General features: G+C 71.8%; 19 protein-coding genes. 8 read left to right on the top strand and 11 right to left on the bottom strand.

Features of this window, described 5'->3' with window-relative positions; genetic code table 11:
* Positions 1–76: 76 nt before the first annotated feature.
* From OG861_RS22490 to ctaC, 3 genes are read right to left on the bottom strand one after another with little or no spacing between them, the layout of a single operon-like run.
* Positions 77–475, bottom strand: a complete 399-nt coding sequence (locus OG861_RS22490; protein WP_190182182.1) for a cytochrome c oxidase subunit 4 — start codon at positions 473–475, stop codon at positions 77–79.
* Positions 472–2,208 carry an aa3-type cytochrome oxidase subunit I gene (gene ctaD / locus OG861_RS22485; RefSeq protein ID WP_329194661.1) on the bottom strand — a complete coding sequence of 579 codons (1,737 nt, stop codon included), beginning with the start codon at positions 2,206–2,208 and terminating at the stop codon, positions 472–474. Before ctaD ends, OG861_RS22490 begins: the two co-directional genes overlap by 4 nt.
* Positions 2,205–3,179: an aa3-type cytochrome oxidase subunit II gene (gene ctaC / locus OG861_RS22480; protein ID WP_329194662.1), complete on the bottom strand. Its 975-nt coding sequence runs from the start codon at positions 3,177–3,179 to the stop codon at positions 2,205–2,207. Before ctaC ends, ctaD begins: the two co-directional genes overlap by 4 nt.
* A gap of 283 nt (positions 3,180–3,462) precedes the next feature.
* On the opposite strand from ctaC, the gene OG861_RS22475 reads away from it, so the two are divergent.
* The gene (locus tag OG861_RS22475; protein ID WP_329194663.1) at positions 3,463–4,842 is read left to right on the top strand and encodes a cysteine desulfurase/sulfurtransferase TusA family protein; all 1,380 of its coding nucleotides are present in this window, start codon (positions 3,463–3,465) and stop codon (positions 4,840–4,842) included.
* A gap of 49 nt (positions 4,843–4,891) precedes the next feature.
* Here the strand turns inward: OG861_RS22475 and OG861_RS22470 are convergent, their stop codons facing one another.
* Complete coding sequence (locus OG861_RS22470; RefSeq protein WP_329194664.1) at positions 4,892–5,866, bottom strand: carbohydrate kinase family protein; 975 nt, start codon at positions 5,864–5,866, stop codon at positions 4,892–4,894.
* A gap of 131 nt (positions 5,867–5,997) precedes the next feature.
* On the opposite strand from OG861_RS22470, the gene OG861_RS22465 reads away from it, so the two are divergent.
* Complete coding sequence (locus OG861_RS22465) at positions 5,998–6,213, top strand: hypothetical protein (RefSeq protein WP_329194665.1); 216 nt, start codon at positions 5,998–6,000, stop codon at positions 6,211–6,213.
* Positions 6,214–6,334: 121 nt separating this feature from the next.
* Positions 6,335–7,783 carry a hypothetical protein gene (locus OG861_RS22460; RefSeq protein ID WP_329194667.1) on the top strand — a complete coding sequence of 483 codons (1,449 nt, stop codon included), beginning with the start codon at positions 6,335–6,337 and terminating at the stop codon, positions 7,781–7,783.
* Positions 7,784–7,860: 77 nt separating this feature from the next.
* Here OG861_RS22460 and erpA read toward each other — a convergent pair whose 3' ends face one another.
* Positions 7,861–8,217, bottom strand: a complete 357-nt coding sequence (gene erpA, locus OG861_RS22455; protein WP_136217385.1) for an iron-sulfur cluster insertion protein ErpA — start codon at positions 8,215–8,217, stop codon at positions 7,861–7,863.
* Positions 8,218–8,529: 312 nt separating this feature from the next.
* Between erpA and nadA the strand changes: the two genes are divergently transcribed.
* Positions 8,530–9,732, top strand: coding sequence for a quinolinate synthase NadA (gene nadA, locus OG861_RS22450; RefSeq protein ID WP_329194671.1), 1,203 nt, complete (start codon positions 8,530–8,532; stop codon positions 9,730–9,732).
* A 79-nt stretch (positions 9,733–9,811) separates the two neighbouring features.
* Here nadA and OG861_RS22445 read toward each other — a convergent pair whose 3' ends face one another.
* From OG861_RS22445 to OG861_RS22435, 3 genes are all read right to left on the bottom strand, one after another.
* Positions 9,812–12,937, bottom strand: coding sequence for an efflux RND transporter permease subunit (locus OG861_RS22445; protein WP_329194674.1), 3,126 nt, complete (start codon positions 12,935–12,937; stop codon positions 9,812–9,814).
* A 167-nt stretch (positions 12,938–13,104) separates the two neighbouring features.
* Positions 13,105–13,806: a response regulator transcription factor gene (locus OG861_RS22440; protein ID WP_329194676.1), complete on the bottom strand. Its 702-nt coding sequence runs from the start codon at positions 13,804–13,806 to the stop codon at positions 13,105–13,107.
* 26 nt (positions 13,807–13,832) lie between these two features.
* Positions 13,833–14,654, bottom strand: coding sequence for an adenosylcobinamide-GDP ribazoletransferase (locus tag OG861_RS22435; RefSeq protein WP_329194677.1), 822 nt, complete (start codon positions 14,652–14,654; stop codon positions 13,833–13,835).
* 86 nt (positions 14,655–14,740) lie between these two features.
* On the opposite strand from OG861_RS22435, the gene OG861_RS22430 reads away from it, so the two are divergent.
* Complete coding sequence (locus OG861_RS22430) at positions 14,741–15,511, top strand: hypothetical protein (protein WP_329194679.1); 771 nt, start codon at positions 14,741–14,743, stop codon at positions 15,509–15,511.
* A 35-nt stretch (positions 15,512–15,546) separates the two neighbouring features.
* Here OG861_RS22430 and pspAA read toward each other — a convergent pair whose 3' ends face one another.
* Together pspAA and OG861_RS22420 are read right to left on the bottom strand one after the other, a co-directional pair.
* The gene (gene pspAA / locus OG861_RS22425) at positions 15,547–15,825 is read right to left on the bottom strand and encodes a PspA-associated protein PspAA (protein ID WP_329194681.1); all 279 of its coding nucleotides are present in this window, start codon (positions 15,823–15,825) and stop codon (positions 15,547–15,549) included.
* Between the two features lie 13 nt (positions 15,826–15,838).
* On the bottom strand, positions 15,839–16,633 hold the full coding sequence (locus OG861_RS22420) for a PspA/IM30 family protein (protein WP_329194683.1): 795 nt from the start codon (positions 16,631–16,633) through the stop codon (positions 15,839–15,841).
* A 358-nt stretch (positions 16,634–16,991) separates the two neighbouring features.
* Here OG861_RS22420 and OG861_RS22415 point away from each other — a divergent pair, with 358 nt between their 5' ends.
* Together OG861_RS22415 and OG861_RS22410 are read left to right on the top strand one after the other, a co-directional pair.
* Positions 16,992–17,591 (top strand): DUF3043 domain-containing protein, encoded by a 600-nt coding sequence (locus OG861_RS22415; RefSeq protein WP_329194685.1) that lies wholly within the window; start codon positions 16,992–16,994, stop codon positions 17,589–17,591.
* A gap of 116 nt (positions 17,592–17,707) precedes the next feature.
* A complete protein-coding gene (locus OG861_RS22410; protein WP_329194687.1) occupies positions 17,708–18,415 on the top strand; it encodes a class I SAM-dependent methyltransferase in 708 nt (235 codons plus the stop codon).
* A gap of 55 nt (positions 18,416–18,470) precedes the next feature.
* On the opposite strand, the gene OG861_RS22405 is transcribed toward OG861_RS22410, so the two are convergent.
* Complete coding sequence (locus OG861_RS22405) at positions 18,471–18,683, bottom strand: hypothetical protein (protein WP_190182197.1); 213 nt, start codon at positions 18,681–18,683, stop codon at positions 18,471–18,473.
* Positions 18,684–18,800: 117 nt separating this feature from the next.
* On the opposite strand from OG861_RS22405, the gene OG861_RS22400 reads away from it, so the two are divergent.
* On the top strand, positions 18,801–20,012 hold the full coding sequence (locus OG861_RS22400) for a bifunctional adenosylcobinamide kinase/adenosylcobinamide-phosphate guanylyltransferase (protein WP_329194689.1): 1,212 nt from the start codon (positions 18,801–18,803) through the stop codon (positions 20,010–20,012).
* The last annotated feature ends 49 nt before the right edge of the window (positions 20,013–20,061 follow it).

The following is a 20,061-nucleotide window of genomic DNA, read 5'->3' as shown; positions in this document are numbered from 1 at the left end:
GGGTGACTGCAAACGAGGGGCCCGGACTCCTCCGTTGGAGGTGTCCGGGCCCCAGGTGCCGTGCTCTCGGGTCCTGCTACTGGTTCTGGTTCTCACCGCGGTAGTACTCGTACACCCAGCCCCACAGGCCGATCACGATGATCGGGGCCGAGAAGTACATGAGCCACCAGCCGAAGATGACGCCCATGAACGCGAGCGCACCGCCGATGCCCAGCGAGAGCGGCTGCCAGCTGTGCGGGGAGAAGAACCCCAGCTCGCCCGCCTCGTCGGCGACGTCGGCCTCCAGGTTGTCCTGGGCCATCTCGTCCACGCGCTTGGCCGTGAAGGCCAGGTAGTAGCCGATCATGACGCTCAGGCCGAAGGCCAGGAAGAGCGCGGTGGTGCCCACGGGCTCCTTCGACCACACGCCGTAGACGATGGCCATGATCAGGATGAAGAAGGAGAGCCACAGGAACAGCTTGCCCTGGATCTTCACTTGCCCGCCTCCTTGTCGCCGGTGAGGGCCTGCGTGGCACCGGCGGCGTGGTCCTCGAGGTGGTCGAGGGCCGCGATCTCCGGGTGGTGCAGGTCGAACGCCGGGGATTCGGAACGGATCCGCGGCAGGGTGAGGAAGTTGTGCCGCGGCGGCGGGCAGGAGGTCGCCCACTCCAGCGAACGGCCGTAGCCCCACGGGTCGTCGACCTCGATCTTCTTGCCGTACTTCGCCGTCTTCCAGACGTTGTACATGAAGGGCAGCATCGACAGGCCCAGCAGGAAGGAGCTGATCGTGGAGATCGTGTTCAGGGTGGTGAAGCCGTCGGCGGCGAGGTAGTCCGCGTAACGACGCGGCATGCCCTCGGCACCGAGCCAGTGCTGCACCAGGAAGGTGCCGTGGAAGCCGATGAACAGCGTCCAGAACGTGATCTTGCCGAGGCGCTCGTCCAGCATCTTGCCCGTGAACTTCGGCCACCAGAAGTGGAAGCCGGCGAACATCGCGAAGACCACGGTGCCGAAGACGACGTAGTGGAAGTGCGCGACGACGAAGTACGAGTCGGAGACGTGGAAGTCCATCGGGGGCGAGGCCAGGATGACGCCGGTCAGACCACCGAAGGTGAAGGTGACCAGGAAGCCGATCGTCCAGAGCATCGGGGTCTCGAAGGACAGCGAGCCCTTCCACATGGTGCCGATCCAGTTGAAGAACTTCACACCGGTCGGTACCGCGATCAGGAAGGTCATGAAGGAGAAGAACGGCAGCAGCACACCGCCGGTGACGTACATGTGGTGGGCCCACACCGTCACCGAGAGGCCGGCGATGCCGATCGTCGCGGCGACCAGGCCGATGTAACCGAACATCGGCTTGCGGCTGAACACCGGGATGATCTCGGAGACGATGCCGAAGAACGGTAGCGCGATGATGTACACCTCTGGATGGCCGAAGAACCAGAAGAGGTGTTGCCACAGCAGGGCGCCGCCGTTGGACGCGTCGAACACGTGCGCACCGAACTTCCGGTCGGCCTCCAGCGCGAAGAGCGCGGCGGCCAGCACCGGGAAGGCGAGCAGGACCAGGACACCGGTCAGCAGCACGTTCCAGGTGAAGATCGGCATGCGGAACATCGTCATGCCGGGAGCGCGCATGCAGATGATCGTGGTGATGAAGTTGACCGAGCCGAGGATCGTGCCGAAGCCCGAGAAGGCCAGACCCATGATCCACATGTCGGCGCCGATGCCCGGCGAGCGGACCGCGTCCGACAGCGGGGAGTAGGCGAACCAGCCGAAGTCGGCGGCGCCGTTCGGCGTGACGAAGCCGGCCACCGCGATGGTCGAGCCGAAGAGGTACAGCCAGTACGCGAACATGTTCAGCCGCGGGAACGCCACGTCGGGCGCGCCGATCTGCAGCGGCATGATCCAGTTCGCGAATCCCGCGAACAGCGGGGTGGCGAACATCAGCAGCATGATCGTGCCATGCATGGTGAACGCCTGGTTGAACTGCTCGTTCGACATGATCTGCGAGCCCGGACGGGCCAGCTCGGCGCGCATGAAGAGCGCGAGCACGCCGCCGATCAGGAAGAACACGAACGACGTGACCAGGTACATCGTGCCGATGGTCTTGTGGTCGGTCGTGGTCATCCACTTCACGACCACGTTGCCCGGCTGCTTGCGCCGTACCGGCAGCTCGTTCTCGTACGAGTCGGCTGCGGCGGCACCCTGAGGTTCGTTGAGGATGCTCACAGTTTGTTCGTCTCCGCGTTCCGGGCCGAGTCCGTCTGGTTGATGCCGGCCGGGAGGAAGCCGGTCTGCCCCTTCTTGGCCAGCTCCTTGAGGTGCGCCTGGTATTCGGCGGGCGAGACGATCTTCACGTTGAAGAGCATCCGGGAGTGGTCGACGCCGCAGAGCTCGGCGCACTTGCCCTTGTAGGTGCCGAACTGGTCCGGGGTGACCTCGAAGACGTTGGTGTGACCGGGGATCACGTCCTGCTTGAACAGGAAGGGCACCACCCAGAAGGAGTGGATGACGTCGTTCGACGACAGGATGAAGCGGACCTTCTCGCCCTTGGGCAGGTAGAGGGTCGGCCCCGGGTTGCCGGTCTGCGGGTTCCGCTCGCCGGGGACGCCCTTGTCGTAGACGCCCTCGGCGCCCGCGGGGAAGTCCTTGGTGAAGCGGTCCGGGATGTTGGCGAGGTTCTTGGGAACCTCACCCGCCTTCGGAGTGGCCCCGTCGCCGTCGACGTCCTCGACGTAGTTGAAGCCCCAGCTCCACTGGTAGCCGATCACGTTGATCGTGTGCGCCGGCTTGGCGGAGAGGGACAGCAGCTTCGACTCGTCACGCGCGGTGAAGTAGAAGAGCACCGAGACGATGATGAGCGGGACCACGGTGTACAGCGCCTCGATGGGCATGTTGTACCGGGTCTGCGGGGGGACCTCCACCTTCGTCCGGCTGCGCCGGTGGAAGATGACGCTCCAGATGATCAGGCCCCAGACCAGGATGCCCGTGACGAGGGCGGCTGCCCACGACCCCTGCCACAGGGACAGGATGCGGGGCGCCTCCTCCGTGACCGGGGTGGGCATTCCGAGGCGGGGGAAGTCTTGCCAGTTGTACGAGCAACCAGTGGCGGTCGCCAGGACCGCGCCCGCAGTCAGCGCCTGCAGCAGCTTCCGCCGCATCGGGCGCCGCGGCGAGCGGTCGGAGCCGTAGGGACTCACGTAGCGCCTTCCCGAGAGTCTCGGCCCGCGCGGCCGGCCGCGGCCGTGTTCGGGTCGGTCGCCGGCCCTGACGCAGGCAGGGGTTTGGATGTTTATGCGGACCAAACCCTACTGGACGCTATTTGGGGTCGCGCGGGGAGGGTGCCCAACGCGCCGCTACTGCCCCCGAAGGGATGGATGCGCCGTCCGGGGGACGGGCCATCCTGCCCTGACCGGCGGGCGGGACACCCCTTCTGACGGGCCCTGACCTCGCCCGGGGCGGGGGGCCGGTTAGCGTGCCCGTATGCCGTACTTCGACTCCGCTTCCGCCGCCCCGCTGCACCCCGTGGCCAGGCAGGCCCTGCTGGCCGCCCTGGACGAGGGCTGGGCCGATCCCGTCCGGCTGTACCGCGAGGGGCGCCGCGCCCGGCTGTTGCTGGACGCGGCGCGGGAGGCGGCGGCCGAAGCGGTGGGGTGCCGCGCCGACGAGCTCGTGTTCACTCCTTCGGGGACGCACGCGGTTCACACGGGCGTGGCGGGGGCGCTGGCCGGGCGCCGGAGGGTAGGCGGCCGGCTGGTCGTGTCCGCGGTCGAACACAGCTGCGTCCTCCACGCCGCCGAGGCGCACGCGGCTTCCGGCGGCACGGTGACGGAGGTGGCGGTGGACCGGCTGGGGGCGGTGTCCCCCGACGCGTACGCGGCCGCCCTGGACCCGGCCACCGCTCTGGCCTGCCTCCAGTCGGCCAACCACGAGGTGGGCACCGTCCAGCCGGTGGCGGAGGTGGCCGAGCTGTGCGGGGCCGCCGGGGTGCCGCTGCTGGTGGACGCGGCGCAGTCCCTGGGCTGGGGTCCGGTCGAGGGGGCGTGGTCGCTGCTCACCGCGAGCGCCCACAAGTGGGGCGGGCCGCCCGGGGTGGGACTGCTCGTGGTCCGCAAGGGCGTCAGGTTCGCGCCCCAACACCCCGCGGACGAGCGGGAATCGGGCCGCTCCCCCGGCTTCGCGAACCTCCCGGCCATCGTGGCGGCGGCGGCCTCGCTGCGGGCCGTGCGGGCCGAGGCGGACGCGGAGGCGGCCCGGCTGCGGGTGCTGGTGGACCGCATCCGGCGACGGGTGGCACGGCTGGTGCCGGACGTGGAGGTGGTCGGCGACGCCGAACGGCGGCTGCCGCACCTGGTCACGTTCTCCTGCCTGTACGCCGACGGGGAGACCCTGCTGCACGAACTGGACCGGGCGGGCTACTCGGTGTCCTCGGGCTCCTCCTGCACCAGCTCCACCCTGACGGCGTCGCACGTCCTCAAGGCGATGGGCGTGCTGTCGGAGGGGAACGTACGGGTGTCACTGCCGGCCGGGACGACCGCCGATGAGGTGAACGGCTTCCTGGAGGTGCTGCCGAAGGCGGTGGCGGGCATCCGGGCCCGGCTCGGGGTGCCGCAGGTCCAGGAGACGGTCCCGGTCGCGGAGTCGGTGGAGCTGGACGCGCTGGGCCTGCGGTGCCCGCAGCCGGTCATCGAGCTGGCGCGGGCGATCGGCACGGTGCCCGTCGGCGGGACGGTGACGGTGGTGTCCGACGACGAGGTGGCCCGGCTCGACATCCCGGCGTGGTGCTCCATGCGGGGCCACGCGTACCTGGGCGAGACCCCGCGCCCGGTCGGGGCGGCGTACGCGGTCCGCCGCCTGCGGTGACGGCGACGCCCCGCGGCCGGTGCCGGGGGCGTCGCCGTCACGGGTGGCGTTACGCCAGGTGGGCCTGGACCTCGGCGGCGGCCTCTTCGCCGTAGGCCTCGGTGAAGCGCTTCATGAAGTGCGCGCGGGCCAGGGTGTACTCCTGGGTGCCCAGGGTCTCGATCACCAGCGTCGCCAGCATGCAGCCGACCTGCGCGGCCCGCTCCAGCCCGACGCCCCAGCCGAGGCCGGTCAGGAAACCGGCGCGGAACGCGTCGCCGACACCGGTCGGGTCGATCTTCGCGTTCTCCTCCGGGCAGCCGACGACGATCGGCTCTTCGCCCTCGCGCTCGATGCGCACGCCGTTCGAGCCGAGCGTGGTGACCCGGGTGCCGACCTTGGAGAGGATCTCCGCGTCCGTCCAGCCGGACTTCGACTCGATGAGGCCCTTCTCGTACTCGTTCGAGAAGAGGTACGTCGCACCCTCCATCAGGGTGCGGATGTTCTCGCCGTCCATCCGGGCGATCTGCTGCGAGAAGTCGGCCGCGAAGGGGATCTGGCGGGTGCGGCACTCCTCCGTGTGGCGCAGCATCGCCTCGGGGTCGTCGGCGCCGATGAGGACGAGGTCCAGCCCGCCCACCCGGTCGGCGACGGCCTTGAGCTCGATCAGGCGGGCCTCGCTCATGGCGCCCGTGTAGAAGGAGCCGATCTGGTTGTGGTCCGCGTCGGTGGTGCACACGAAGCGCGCCGTGTGCAGCACCTCGGAGATCCGGACGGACTCGGTGTCGACGCCGTGCCGGTCCAGCCAGGCGCGGTACTCGTCGAAGTCGTAGCCGGCCGCGCCGACCAGGATCGGGCGGCTGCCGAGCTGCCCCATGCCGAAGCAGATGTTCGGGCCGACACCGCCCCTGCGGACGTCGAGGTTGTCGACGAGGAAGGAGAGGGAGACCGTGTGGAGCTGGTCGGCGACCAGCTGGTCGGCGAAGCGGCCCGGGAAGGTCATCAGGTGGTCGGTGGCGATGGAGCCGGTGACTGCGATACGCACGGCGTGGATGCTCCTGCGGGGGACGGCGGTGGACAGTCAAAACTACCCGGTCGGCAGCTGCGGGCCGACCCGTCGAAACTACCCCGTAGTAGGTCTTTCTCCTCGCTCCGCCCGGGCTTAACGTGCCGTCCATGACCTACACCGATGGTTTCGGGTACGCCGAGCACTCCGCCGGGACGCGGCCCGGCTTCGCCCGGCTGCTGGGCGACTGCGCCCGTATGGCCCCGCACTGGGCGGTCCCGGCCGATCCGCGGCCCGCGTCCGTGGCGCCCTCCCAGATCCACGGCGTCAGCGTCCCGGCCGCGTCCGCCCGGCTCATCGCCTCCACCGCGGAGTACGGCGACTAGGACGAGCCTTCCGGATCTCGGCCCTGTCCGGGCGATCTTCTCGGGCCGGCAGGGAACCGGTTCGCGGTCCGCTCCGTCACACCCGCAACGAGACACGCGGGACAGGCGAAGGAGCGATGCGGTGACCACCGAACGACCCGACACATCACGCCCCACACGACGGCGGCCGGGCTGGGCCGTCGGCTCGGTCGCGGCGGCCGTCCTCCTGGCGGGCGGGGGCACCGCCTACTGGGCGTCCACGGCCCACGGAGACGGCTCGGGCGACCACCGTACGGGTGCCGGCGCGGCCTCCGCGCCCCGCGTCGCGCCGACCCCGCCGGGGCCGGGCATCGCGCCGGGCGAGCCGGACCCCTCGGGCGGCGCGGTGACCTACCGGGCGGACGTCAAGCTCCCCGACGGACCGGCCGGCGCCCCCACCTTCGCCGCGAAGGGCGAGGTGACCTCCGAGGAGGTGGCCCGGCTCGCCGCGGCCCTCGGGATCCCGGGCGCGCCCCGGCTGAACGGCGAGCAGTGGCTGGCCGGTGAGGCGGCCGACGGCGCCGGGCCCCGGCTCACGGTCACCCGTACGGCCCCGGGAACGTGGAACTACGCCCGCTTCCAGGCCGGGGACGGCAACGGCGCGGGCAGCGGCTCGGGCGGCGACAACTGCAAGCGCGGCCAGGACACCTGCGGCCCGGCCACCCTCCCCCAGGGCGCCGGCGACACCGCGCAGCCCGTTTCGGAGCAGGCGGCCAAGTCCGCCGCCGCCCCGGTGCTCGCGGGCGCGGGCCAGGCCGACACCAAGCTGGACGCCCGCCTGACCCAGGGCTCGGTCCGGGTGGTGACGGCGGACCCGGTGATCGGCGGCCTGCCCACGCAGGGCTGGTCCAGCAAGGTGAGCGTCGGCCCGGACGGCACGGTGGTGGCGGGCAGCGGCGAGCTGAAGGCGCCGGTCCGCGCGGCCGACGAGCCGGTGGTCGGGGCCGTCGAGGCGCTGGCCCGGCTCAATGCCCGCAGCGGCGGCTCGGACGGGACCGGCCCCGGTCCCAGCGGTTGCGCGACCTCGGTCCCGCAGACCCCGGACACGCCGACGGGGGCGACGGACACCCTGCCCTGCAACCCGGAGCCGCGTCCGATGAAGCCGCCGCGGACGGAGACCGTACGGGGGGCCGTGCTGGGGCTCGCCGCGGGAACGGTCGACAGCGGTGAGCGGGGTCTGGTCCCGGCCTGGTTCTTCGAGGTGGCGGGCAAGGACGGCGGGCCGTCCCGCACCGTGGTCGAGCCGGCTTCCTCCCGGGAGACCGTCGCGCCGGGCGCGGGGGCCTCGCGTACCGTGCCCGGGTTCTCGTACAAGGAGGCCGACCGGACGCTGACCGTGAACTTCTGGGGCGGGGTGTGCAGCACCTACGCCGTGGAGGCGCGGGAGGAGGGGACCGACGTCCTGGTGAAGATCACCGACACCCCGAACAAGCCGGGGCGGGCCTGCATCATGCTGGCGAAGGAGATGTCCCTGACGGTGACGCTCCAGAAGCCGCTGGGCGACCGGAAGGTGGTCGACGCGACGACCGGCAAGCAGCTGCCCCGCCAGTAGGACGGTCCGGCAGGACGGTGCGCACACGACGAGGGCCCGGACGGCGAACGCCGTCCGGGCCCTCGTCGCAGGACTGCCTAGCTGAACGAGTCGCCGCAGGCGCAGGAGCCGGTGGCGTTCGGGTTGTCGATCGTGAAGCCCTGCTTCTCGATGGTGTCGACGAAGTCGATGGACGCACCGTGCAGGTACGGGGAGCTCATGCGGTCGGTGACGACCTTGACCCCGTCGAAGTCCTTGACGACGTCGCCGTCGAGGGAGCGCTCGTCGAAGAAGAGCTGGTAGCGCAGGCCGGAGCAGCCACCGGGCTGGACGGCGACGCGGAGCGCCAGGTCATCGCGGCCCTCCTGCTCCAGCAGGGTCCTGACCTTCTCGGCGGCGGCGTCGGACAGGAGGATGCCGTCGCTCACGGTGGTCTTTTCGTCCTGTACGGACATCTGCATTCACTCCCGAAGTGGGCGGCTCCCCGCCGGAGGGCTGGGGAAACGTCGGACTCTTGCCGTCGGTGGCAACCAGCGCGACCGCGGATTCATTCCGGGGTCCCGCACCTTGTTCCAGTTCTTCATGCTCGCACACACCGGGGCCGGGGTGCGGACCTGACGGACGAGGAGTCACGGAGCGGGCGAATTCGTCACATCGACACAATCGGCATCGTCAAACTGACGTGAAGCGGCTATGATAGATAGCGTCAAATAGACGAGAAGTCGCTCCGAACGTCTTCCGAAGTCCCTTGTCGCAGAAGAGAAAGGGTGCGTGTCGTGACCACCGCCCAGCCTATGGACGTCCAGCCCCTGGACGTCCAGCCGACGCCGCTCGCCCTGCTGCTGCTCGGCCGCGAAGCCGACCCCAAGAGCGAGCGCGGGGTCGAGTGCCCCGGCGACCTGCCCTCGCCGTCGGACCCGGACCTGGTGGCGCGCGCCCGCGCGGCCAAGGAGAAGCTCGGGGACAAGGTCTTCATCCTCGGCCACCACTACCAGCGCGACGAGGTCATCGAGTTCGCCGATGTGACCGGTGACTCCTTCAAGCTGGCCAAGGACGCGGCCGCCAAGCCGGAGGCCGAGTACATCGTCTTCTGCGGCGTCCACTTCATGGCCGAGTCCGCCGACATCCTGACCACCGACGACCAGAAGGTCGTCCTGCCCGACCTCGCGGCGGGCTGCTCGATGGCCGACATGGCCACCGCCGAGCAGGTCGCGGAATGCTGGGACGTGCTGACCGAGGCCGGGATCGCCGGCACCACGGTGCCGGTCTCGTACATGAACTCCTCCGCCGACATCAAGGCCTTCACCGGTAAGCACGGCGGCACGATCTGCACCTCCTCCAACGCGAAGAAGGCCCTGGAGTGGGCCTTCGAGCAGGGGGAGAAGGTGCTCTTCCTCCCGGACCAGCACCTGGGCCGCAACACCGCCGTGCGCGACATGGGCATGTCGCTGGACGACTGCGTGCTCTACAACCCGCACAAGCCGAACGGCGGCCTCACCGTCGAGCAGCTGCGGGACGCCAAGATGATCCTGTGGCGCGGGCACTGCTCGGTCCACGGCCGGTTCTCGGTCGACTCCGTCAACGACGTCCGCGCCCGCATCCCCGGCGTGAACGTGCTCGTGCACCCCGAGTGCAAGCACGAGGTCGTGGCGGCAGCCGACTACGTGGGCTCGACGGAGTACATCATCAAGACGCTGGAGGCGGCCCCGGCCGGCTCCAAGTGGGCCATCGGCACCGAGCTGAACCTGGTCCAGCGCCTGGCGAATCGATTCGCCGCCGAGGACAAGGAAGTCGTCTTCCTCGACAAGACGGTCTGCTTCTGCTCGACCATGAACCGCATCGACCTCCCCCACCTGGTGTGGGCCCTGGAATCCCTGGCCGAGGGCAACCTCGTCAACCGGATCCAGGTCGACAAGGAGACCGAGAGCTTCGCGAAGCTCGCCCTGGAGCGGATGCTCGCGCTGCCGTAGGCCGGGCCCTCCCCCGCATGCCCGAAGGGGCGCCTCCCGGCCGGGAGGCGCCCCTTCGGCGTTGGTACGGTCCCTGCGGTCACACCCGCGCCGGGGTCTCCCCCTCGCTCAGGGCCGGGACCACCGTCAGGCGGGCCCGCCGCCTGGCGCGGCGGCGGTCCTTGAAGAGCTCGACCATCGTGTACAGGGTCGGCACCAGGAGCAGGGTCAGCAGGGTCGAGCTGACCAGGCCGCCGATGACGACCACCGCGAGCGGCTGCGAGATGAAGCCGCCTTCGCCGGTGACGCCGAGCGCCATCGGCAGCAGCGCGAAGACCGTCGCGAGTGCGGTCATCAGGATGGGCCGCAGGCGGTGCCGGCCGCCCTCTATGACGGCCTCGACGACGCCCAGGCCCTGGCGCCGGTATTGGTTGACGAGGTCGATCAGGACGATCGCGTTGGTCACGACGATGCCGATGAGCATCAGCATGCCGATCATCGCCGGGACGCCCATGGGGGTGCCGGTGACGATCAGCAGGCCGAGCGCGCCGGTCGCCGCGAAGGGGACGGAGACCAGCAGGATCAGCGGCTGGACCAGCGAGCGGAAGGTCGCCACCAGCAGCATGAAGACGATCGCGATGGCCGCGAGCATCGCCAGGCCCAGGGAGCCGAAGGCCTCGCTCTGGTCCTGGGAGACACCTCCGATGGAGGCGGTGGCGCCGGCGGGCAGGTCCAGCGCCTTGATGCTGCTCTGCAGTGCGCTGCTGACGGCGCCGGTGTTCTCGCCGACCGGGCGGGCGGTGATGGTGGCGGCGCGCGCGCCGTCGATCCGGGTCATCGCGACGGGGCCGGGGACCATCTTGACGTCGGCGACGTCGCCGAGCTTGGCCGTCGGCCCGACGGGGAGCGCCTGGAGTTCGGCGAGGGTGGTGGCCGGCCGGGCGGACTTGATGACGATGTCCCGCTCGGTGTCGTCCAGTACGGCCTTGCCGGCCGGGGTGCCGCGTACGGCCTGGGCGACGAGCGCGCCCAGCGCGCCTTGGTCCAGTCCCGCTTCGGCGGTCTTGGGGGTGGCGGTGACCGAGATGCGGGGCACGGACTGGGACAGGTCGCTCTGGACGTCGGTGACGTCCTTGAGCTTGGCCATCTCGGCCTGGACCTGCCCGGCGGCCTTGGCGAGCACGTCGGCGTCACCGGCCTTGACGACCACGCTCAGGTTGGAGCTGCCGAAGCCGCCGCCCGCGAGGATCCGGGTCTCGCCGACGCCGTCGAGCTTGGCCAGCTCGCTCTCGATGTGATCCTTGACGGAGCCGGCGTCGTCCGCGTTCTCCAAGGTGACCTGGTAGGACGCCTGGTTGGTGCCCGTGCCGCCGCCGAACGCCGCCATGAAGCCGGAGGAGCCGACGGTGACCTGGTAGTCCTTGACGCCGTCGACCGAGGACAGGACCTTCTCGACCTTGTGGCTCGCCTCGTCGGCCGCGGCCAGCGAGGTGCCCGGCTCCAGGGTCTGCTTGACCGTCAGGGTGTCCTGCTCGCCCTGGTCGAAGAAGTTCGTCTTGAGCAGCGGGGTCATGGCGAAGGTGGCGGCAAGGACCGCCACCGCGATGGCGACGCTGGTCAGCCTGCGGCGGGTGGCGAAGCCGAGGACGCGGACGTAGAACCGCTGGAGCCGGCTGCGCGCCTCCTTCTCCTGCGCGTCGCGCCGCGCCTTCTCCGCGTTCTTGGCGGCTTCTTCGGCCACGCCCCTGGGGGCGCGCAGGAACCAGTACGACAGCACGGGCACGACGGTCAGGGAGACGAGCAGCGACGCCAGCAGGGCGGCGGTGACGGTCAGCGAGAAGGAGCTGAACAGCCGCCCGACCATGCCGCCGACCAGACCGATCGGCAGGAAGACGGCGACGGTGGTGAGGGTGGAGGAGGTGACCGCCCCGGCCACTTCCTTCACCGCGGTGACGATGGCTTCCTCGCGCTCCTCGCCGTAGCCGAGGTGGCGCTTGATGTTCTCCAGGACCACGATCGAGTCGTCGACGACCCGGCCGATGGCGATGGTGAGCGCGCCGAGCGTCAGCATGTTGAGCGACAGGTCCCGGGTCCACAGCACGATCAGCGCGAGCACGACGGACAGCGGGATGGAGACCGCGGTGACCAGCGTCGAGCGCAGCGAGGCGAGGAAGACCAGGATCACGAGGACCGCGAAGACCAGACCGAGGGCGCCCTCGGTGGTCAGGCCCGAGATGGACTTGGCGACCGCCGGCCCCTGGTCCATGATCACGGCCAGGTCGGCGCCGGAGCCGAGGGTGGAGCGCAGCTCGGGCAGCTTGGCTTTGACCGCGTCGGAGATCGCGACGGCGCTGCCGTCCTTGTCCATGGTCACGGTGACGGCGAGGCTGGGCTTGCCGTTGGTACGGGTCAGGGAGACGGCCTTGGCGGGCTCCTGCTTGACCGTGGCGACGTCACCGAGGCGCACGGCCGGCTTGCCGGGCCCGGCGCTCAGGCGCAGGTCCTCCAGCTGGGCGAGGGAGGTGTAGCCGGCGCCGACCCGGACGGTGCGGTTCTTGCCCTGCTCGTCGAAGGAACCGGCGGGGACGCTCGCGCCGCCCGCCTGGAGGCCCTTGGCGAGCAGGGCGCCGTCGAGGCCGGCGGCCGCGAGCCTCGCCGGGTCGGGCGTGACGGTGACCTGGAGCTTCTGGACCCCGTCGACGGTGACCCGGCCGACGCCGGCGATGTCCGAGAGGACGGGCACGACGGAGCTTTCCAGCTGGTCCGCCAGGGCCTGCTGGTCCTTGCCGGAGGTGGCGGCGAGGACCACGGTCGGCATGTCGTCGGTGGAACCGGCCACCACCTGCGGGTCGACGTCGGCGGGCAGCCGGACGCGGGCGCGGCCCACGGCCTGCTGGACGTCGGCGACCAGCTGCTTCGTGCCGCTTTCGTCGTAGTCGAACTGCGCCATGATCAGGGCGTTGCCCTCATTGGCGGTCGAGGTGATGCCGGTGATGCCGTCGACGCCCTTGAGGGTGGCCTCGATCGGCTCGATGACCTGCTTCTCCACCACGTCGGGCGAGGCACCCTCGTACGGCGCGAGCACGGACACCATCGGCAGTTCGATGGAGGGCAGCAGTTGCTGCTTGAGCTGTGGGATGGCTATGGCACCGAAGACGAGCGCGACGATCGACACGAGGCCGATCAGCGCTCTCTGGGCCAGGCTGAAGCGGGACAGCCACGACATGGTTCGGGATCTCTCTGCAGGTTCAGACACGAGCGACCCCTCACCCTGACCCACGGCACGGCGGCGCCGCGTCGCTCCCAGGTGCCGTCCTCGCGTCCCGCGTACCGCGCCCGCAGTACGCCGCCCTACTGCGCGGCTCGTCCCGCCCCTCGGGCCGTGCGCCCCGCTCAGTCCGCGCGGGGCCGGACCAGGCCGGATTCGTAGGCGATGACGACCAGTTGGGCCCGGTCGCGGGCGCCGAGCTTGGCCATGGCCCTGTTGACGTGCGTCTTCACGGTGAGCGGGCTGACCTCCAGGCGGCCGGCGATGCCGTCGTTGGACAGGCCCGCCGCGACGAGTACGAGGACCTCGCGCTCCCGGCCGGTGAGCGCGGCGAGCCGTTCGGCGTGCGCGGAGCCGGGGCCGGGGGGATCGGCGTGGGCGCCCTGGGCGAGGAAGGTGGCGATCAGCCCCTTGGTGGCGGCCGGGGAGAGCAGCGCCTCGCCGGCGGCGGCGACGCGGATGGCGTTGAGCAGTTCCTCGGGCTCGGCGCCCTTGCCGAGGAAGCCGGAGGCGCCGGCCCGCAGCGCCTGGACGACGTACTCGTCGACCTCGAAGGTGGTCAGCATGACGACGCGCACCGCCGCGAGTTCCGGGTCGGCGGTGATCATCCGGGTGCCGGCGAGGCCGTCGGTGCCGGGCATGCGGATGTCCATGAGGACGACGTCGGCCCGGTGGTCGCGAGCGAGCGCGTAGGCCTGGGCGCCGTCGGAGGCCTCGCCCACGACGTGCATGTCGGGCTCGGACTCGACGAGCACCTTGAACGCGCTGCGCAGCAGCGCCTGGTCGTCGGCGAGCAGCACCCTGATGGGCGTCGGGGTCTCTTCCACGCCCCGAGCGTACGGGGGCTGCCCGGTCAGCCGAGGGCGAGGGTCAGCAGCGCGGTGGTGCCCGCGACCTCGGACAGGGCTCCGAACACGTCGCCGGTGACCCCGTCGAAGCGGCGCACGCAGCGGCGCAGCAGGAGCCCCGCCGCGCCCAGTGCGAGGAGCACCGCGGCCGCGTGCCGGGCGGCGGCGGGCAGGCCCAGCGGCAGGGCCGCTGCGGCGGCCGCCGCCACGGTGAGGGCGGCGACGGCAACGGCCGAGCCGCGCGGGACCACGCCCGCGACCGCCGCTCCCAGGCCCCCGGGCCGGGCCGCGGGGACGCCGACGCGCGAGGCCAGGGTCATCGCGAGCCGGGCGGCGACGGCGGCGGTCACCGCGGCGAGGGCACCCCGGGCCCAGCCGTCGGCGTAGGCGTCGGCCAGGGCGGCCACCTGGATCAGCAGCACGAAGAGCAGGGTGATCACCCCGAAGGGGCCGATGTCGGACTGCTTCATGATCCGCAGCGCGTCCTCGGCCGGCTTCGCGCTGCCCAGCCCGTCGGCGGTATCGGCCAGTCCGTCGAGGTGCAGGCCCCGGGTCAGCGCGGCCGGGACGGCCACGGTGACGGCCGCGGCCAGCAGCGGACCGCCGCCGAGCAGGAGCAGGGCCGTTCCGGCCGCCGCCGCGAGCGCGCCGACGACGAGGCCGACGAGCGGGGCGCACGCCATCCCGGTCCGGGCGGCCGGCCGGTCCCAGCGCGTGACGCGGGCGGGCAGCACGGTGAGCGTGCCGAACGCGAAGCGAAGCCCGTCGCCGAGCGGGGCGCGCTCCCGGGGCGGGACGGTCGGCGGATCTTCGTACGAATCTGTCATCGGCGCGAACGCTACCCGCTCGGGGCGGCCGGTAAATTGCCCAATACCTGCTAAACCGGGAGCTGTCAGGGGAAGGAGCCGGCGGTATGGGTCACTGGTGGTATCGGAACATCGTCGAACCGGGGAAGCTGCCCCTGCTGGTCGCCCTGCTGTCCTTCGTGCTGTCGTTCCTGGTCACCCGCGTGATCACCCGGCTGATCCGGGCGGGCCGGGGCCCGTTCCGCAACGTGTCGCCGGGCGGCCTGCACATCCACCACGTCGTGCCCGGGGTGGTCCTCGTGATCATCGGCGGGTTCGGCTCGATCGCCAGCGGCCGGGGCGGTTTCGGCGCGCTGGCCTCGGCCGTGCTCTTCGGGCTGGGCGCGGGCCTGGTGCTGGACGAGTTCGCGCTGATCCTGCACCTCGACGACGTCTACTGGAGCGAGCAGGGCCGCAAGAGCGTCGAGATCGTGGTCCTGACGGCCGCGCTGGTGGCGCTGGTGCTGGGCGGGTTCCTGCCCTTCGGGGTCAACGACCTCAGCCCCGACGAACGGCAGAGCCGCGGCCTGGTCGTCCTGAACATGGCCGGCAACTTCTTCCTGGCGCTGGTCGCGCTGTGGAAGGGCAAGCCGCGCACCGCGCTGTTCGGGACGGTGGTCCCCTTCGTGGCGCTGATCGGCGCGATCCGGCTGGCCCGGCCCGGTTCCCCGTACGCGAAGCGGTTCTACGCCAAGCGCCCGCGGGCCCGCGCCAGGGCCGGGCTGCGCGCCTTCCACCACGACCGGCGCTGGGCCGCGCCGCGCCGCAGGTTCGAGAACTTCATCGGCGGCACCCCGGACCCGGAGCGGATCCCCCTGCGCAAGGGCCCGCCGCACTGAGCGACGGGCCCTGCCCCGAACAGCCCCCGCGCCGCTCAGCCCGGGATCAGGCCGTCGTCGCTGAGCATCTGCCGGACCTCGTCCAGCGTGGCGTCCGGGGCGGGCAGGATGAGCTCCGACGGCTCCAGTACGTCGTCCGGCAGCGGCCGGCCGAGCCGTCGGACCGCATCGAGCAGCTCGCCGAGCGTCCTGCGGAAGCCCGACTCGTCACCGGACTCCATCTCCTCCAGGAGGGCGTCGTCCAGGGCGTTGAGCTCGGCGAAGTGGCTGTCGGCCAGCTCCACCTGGCCTTCCCCCATGATGCGGACAATCATGACGGGCCCCGTCCTACTGCTTGTCGAACCGGTGCTGGGTCTGCGACGGCTGGCCCGTGCCGGGGGCACCGCCCTCGATGGCCTGCTGCTGCGCGGACGGGCCGCCGGCCAGCTCGGCCTTCATCCGCTGGAGCTCCAGTTCCACATCGGTGCCGCCGGAGAGGCGGTCGAGCTCGGCCTGGATGTCGTCCTTGGAGCCGAGACCGCTCTGGTCGTCCAGGGCGCCGGAGGCCAGCAGTTCGTCGATCGCGCCGGCCCTGGCCTGGAGCTGGGCGGTCTTGTCCTCGGCACGCTGGATGGCGAGGCCGACGTCGCTCATCTCCTCCGAGATGCCGGAGAAGGACTCGGCGATCCGGGTCTGCGCCTGGGCGGCGGTGTAGGTGGCCTTGATGGTCTCCTTCTTCGTCCGGAAGGCGTCCACCTTGGCCTGCAGGCGCTGGGAGGCGAGGGTCAGCTTCTCCTCCTCGCCCTGGAGGGTCTGGTGCTGCACCTCCAGGTCGCTGACCTGCTGCTGGAGGGAGGCGCGGCGGGCCAGGGCCTCGCGGGCCAGGTCCTCGCGGCCGAGGGCGAGCGCCTTGCGGCCCTGGTCCTCCAGCTTGGCGGACTGGCCCTGGAGCTGGTTCAGCTGCAGCTCCAGCCGCTTGCGGGAGGTCGCCACATCGGCGACGCCCCGGCGCACCTTCTGCAGCAGTTCCAGCTGCTTCTGGTAGGAGTAGTCGAGGGTTTCGCGCGGGTCCTCGGCCCGGTCAAGGGCCTTGTTCGCCTTCGCGCGGAAGATCATCCCCATACGCTTCATGACACCGCTCATGGGCTTCGCGCGCCCCCTTCTAGACGGACTTCGCTCCAGGTCACAGCCATGGCGGTGCCCGGTCTCCCGAGACGGCCGCCATCAGGACCCACAGTACGGGCCCTGTCTCCATTACCGCACTGTTCCTGCCCGGATGCGCTCCTCCTCCAGGACGACTGACTCCCCCGCCGTATCGGGCGCGAGGAGTAGGTGATCCCAGGAGAACCCCCGAGATCCCCGGGACCCGGTGCGCTCCCGGGCCGTCCGCGCGGGAGGTGCGCCCGCCGCAAGAACCCTGCACAGGGAAGACGCCCGCCGTTGCCGGATCGTTCCCCGCGGAGGTGGGGCGGGAGCGCACGACCACGTACGCTTGGGTTTTGTGTTTGGTAGCCGTTCCTCCAAGGAAGAAAAGGACGCCGCCACCGACAAGGTGAGCGCCGGCCTTTCGCAGCCCCGTGACCCCCAGGCCCCGAAGGGCCGCCCGACGCCGAAGCGTGCTGTGGCCCAGTCGCAGCGCAAGGCAGTGGCGGCTCCGACCGGCAACCGCAAGGAGGATGCCAAGCGCGCCCGTGAGCGCCGCCGCGAAGAGATGGCGAAGCAGCGCCAGGCGCTGGCCAACGGCGACGAGCGGGCCCTGCCCGCCCGTGACAAGGGCCCGGTCCGCAGGTACGTCCGCGACTACGTGGACGCCCGCTACTCGGTCGCCGAGATGTTCCTGCCCCTCGCGGTGATCATCCTGGTGCTGAGCATGGTCCGGATCCCCTCGATCCAGAACATCGCGCTGCTGCTGTGGCTCGGCGTGATCGTCCTGATCATCCTCGACTCCATCGGCCTGTTCATCCGCCTGCGCAAGGCCTTGAACACGCGCTTCCCGAACGAGCCGAAGCGCGGCGCCGTCGCCTACGGCCTGATGCGCACGCTCCAGATGCGCCGCCTGCGTCTGCCGAAGCCGCAGGTCAAGCGCGGGGAACGGCCCTGAGCCGAGCGACGCCCCGCTCAGGGGCGTCAGGGGAGGGGAAACAGGGATTCGCCGGGGGCGCCCGGCTGTGGCTGGAGGGACTGGGCGGACTGCGCAACGCCGTCCGCCAGGAACTCGTGGGCCGCCAGGTCGACGAGCAGATCGTGCACCGCTTCCCCGTCGGGCAGCGGCTGCGCGTGCTCGACGTCGGCATGGGCCAGGGCACGCAGGCCCTGCGCCTGGCCCGCGCCGGGCACATGGTCACCGGCCTGGAGCAGGACCCCGACATGCTCGCGGTCGCGCACGCCGCACTGGCCGCGGAACCGGCCGGGATCCAGGAGCGGGTCCGGCTGATGGAGGGCGACGGCCGCGAGACGGGCGCCCACTTCGGTCCCGGCAGCTTCGACGTGGTGTTGTGCCACGGCGTGCTGATGTACGTGCCCGAGCCGGACCCGATGCTCGCCGGGCTGGCCCGCATGCTGGCGCCGGGCGGGCTGCTGTCCCTGCTCGTGCGCAACGGCGACGCCCTCGCGATGCGACCGGGGCTCGACGGGAACTGGACGGCCGCCCTGGCCGCCTTCGACACCGTCGACTACACGAACCGGCTCGGCCTCGAGGTACGGGCCGACCGGCTGGCCGATCTGACCGCGACCCTGTCCGGGATCGGCGCGCCGCTCCACGCCTGGTACGGCGTCCGCGTCTTCACCGACGGCACCGAGGCCGGCGAGACCCTGCCCCCGGACGGGGAACTGGAGCGATTGCTGGCCGCCGAGGACCGGGCCGGCCGGACCGACCCCTACCGCGGGGTGGCGGCGCTGCTGCACCTGTGCGGCGTACGGGGCTGACGCACCTGTGCGGTGTGCGGGGCCGGGCCCCGCACACCGCCGCCCGATCAGGCGCTCACGCGTCCAGCGCCTCGCGCAGGCTCATCGTGTACAGCTCGGTGCCGCCGTCGTCGGAGAGCTTGACCCGTTCGACCCCGCCCTCCAGCAGGTCCTTCCAGTACTCCCCGATCCAGGACTCCGCGTCCCCCTGCGTGGTGAACTCCTCAGGCTCCACCGACGGGTTGGTCTCGCCGCCGTCGGCCGCCTCGAACCGCCACGTCCACGCCATGTCCGCCTCCGTTGCTCGTCCGCCGCTCGTCTGTCGCTCGCGCGCGTACTCCGCCTCGAGTCTGCCCGCAGAGTAGCCGGGCGCGCAGCAGTCCCGGTGACGCGGGAGGATCATCCCGTGGAACTCACTCTCCTCGGTACCGGTACACCCGAAGGACTGCCCCGCCCCGGCTGTCCCTGCGCCACCTGCGCCCTGGCCGTCGGCCCGGGCGCCCGCGCCGCGACCGCCGTCCTCGTGGACGGCGCGCTGCTGCTGGACCTGACACCGGGGGCGGTGCTGGCCGGCGCCCGTGCGGGGCATTCGCTGTCGGGCGTACGGCAGGTCCTGCTGACCCACCCGCACGACGGCCCGGCCGTCGAGCTGCCGCCCGGGCTGCCCGCCGCCGGGCGGGTGCCGGACGGCCGGGAGCTGGCGGTGATCAGCGGGCACCGGGTGCGGGCGGTGCCGATGGACGCCCCCGGCACGGGGTACGAGGTCACCGGCCCGGACGGCGCCCGGCTGCTGTACCTGCCGCCGGGCGGGGCCCCGGCGGGCCTCGGTCCCGGCGCGGGCGGACAGCTCCCGTACGACGTGGTCCTCGCGGACGTGCTGGGCCGCCCCGAGGCGCTCGCACGGCTGCGGGCGGGCGGGGCGGTCGGCCCGGCCACCGATGTGATCGCCGTGCACCTGGACCACGGGACCCCGCCGGGGCGGGAGCTGGAGCGCCGGTGCGCGGCCGTCGGGGCGCGGACGGTCCCGGACGGCACGACGGTGGTGGCCGGCGAGTACCGCGCGCTGCCGCAGGTGCCGCGGCGGACGCTGGTGCTGGGCGGGGCCCGGTCGGGGAAGTCGTACGAGGCCGAGCGGCGACTGGCGCCGTTCCCCGAGGTGGTCTACGTCGCCACGAGCGGTTCCCGGGAGGGGGACGCGGAGTGGGCGCAGCGGGTGGGGCTGCACCGGGAGCGGCGTCCGGCGAGCTGGCGGACGGTGGAGACGTGCGAGCTGGTGCCGCTGCTGGAGGACGGGGACGGGCCGCCGCTGCTGGTGGACTGCCTGGCGCTGTGGCTGACGGACGCGATGGACCGGGCCGGGGCCTGGGACGACTCGGTGTGGGAGGCGGGCGGCCGCACCGAGCTCCGCAAGCGGACCGGTGCGCTGGCGGCGGCCGTGCGGGCGGCCCGCCGGACGGTGGTGTTCGTCAGCAACGAGGTGGGTGCGGGCGTGGTTCCCGCGACCGCGTCGGGGCGGCGCTTCCGCGACGAGCTGGGCCGGCTGAACAACGCGGTGGCGGCCGAGTGCGAGCACGTGCTGCTGGTCGTCGCGGGCCAGGCGTTGATCTTGAAGCCGTGACGCCGGCGGAGCGGTCCGCGGGGGGCCGTCGGCGGGCTGACCGAGAGGC

The organism is Streptomyces sp. NBC_00539 (assembly GCF_036346105.1).
GTDB lineage: Bacteria > Actinomycetota > Actinomycetes > Streptomycetales > Streptomycetaceae > Streptomyces.
Note: the sequence above shows the minus strand (reverse complement) of the source record. Positions and strands in the feature narration are given on the sequence as shown.

What these genes read in the sequence shown, in the direction of transcription:
- erpA (WP_136217385.1), bottom strand. Translation starts at nt 8,217, where the DNA reads ATGTCCGTACAGGACGAAAAGACCACCGTGAGCGACGGCATCCTCCTG.
- pspAA (WP_329194681.1), bottom strand. Translation starts at nt 15,825, where the DNA reads ATGATTGTCCGCATCATGGGGGAAGGCCAGGTGGAGCTGGCCGACAGC.
- OG861_RS22420 (WP_329194683.1), bottom strand. Translation starts at nt 16,633, where the DNA reads ATGAGCGGTGTCATGAAGCGTATGGGGATGATCTTCCGCGCGAAGGCG.
- OG861_RS22445 (WP_329194674.1), bottom strand. Translation starts at nt 12,937, where the DNA reads ATGTCGTGGCTGTCCCGCTTCAGCCTGGCCCAGAGAGCGCTGATCGGC.
- OG861_RS22475 (WP_329194663.1), top strand. Translation starts at nt 3,463, where the DNA reads ATGCCGTACTTCGACTCCGCTTCCGCCGCCCCGCTGCACCCCGTGGCC.
- OG861_RS22430 (WP_329194679.1), top strand. Translation starts at nt 14,741, where the DNA reads ATGGGTCACTGGTGGTATCGGAACATCGTCGAACCGGGGAAGCTGCCC.
- OG861_RS22435 (WP_329194677.1), bottom strand. Translation starts at nt 14,654, where the DNA reads ATGACAGATTCGTACGAAGATCCGCCGACCGTCCCGCCCCGGGAGCGC.
- OG861_RS22405 (WP_190182197.1), bottom strand. Translation starts at nt 18,683, where the DNA reads ATGGCGTGGACGTGGCGGTTCGAGGCGGCCGACGGCGGCGAGACCAAC.
- OG861_RS22465 (WP_329194665.1), top strand. Translation starts at nt 5,998, where the DNA reads ATGACCTACACCGATGGTTTCGGGTACGCCGAGCACTCCGCCGGGACG.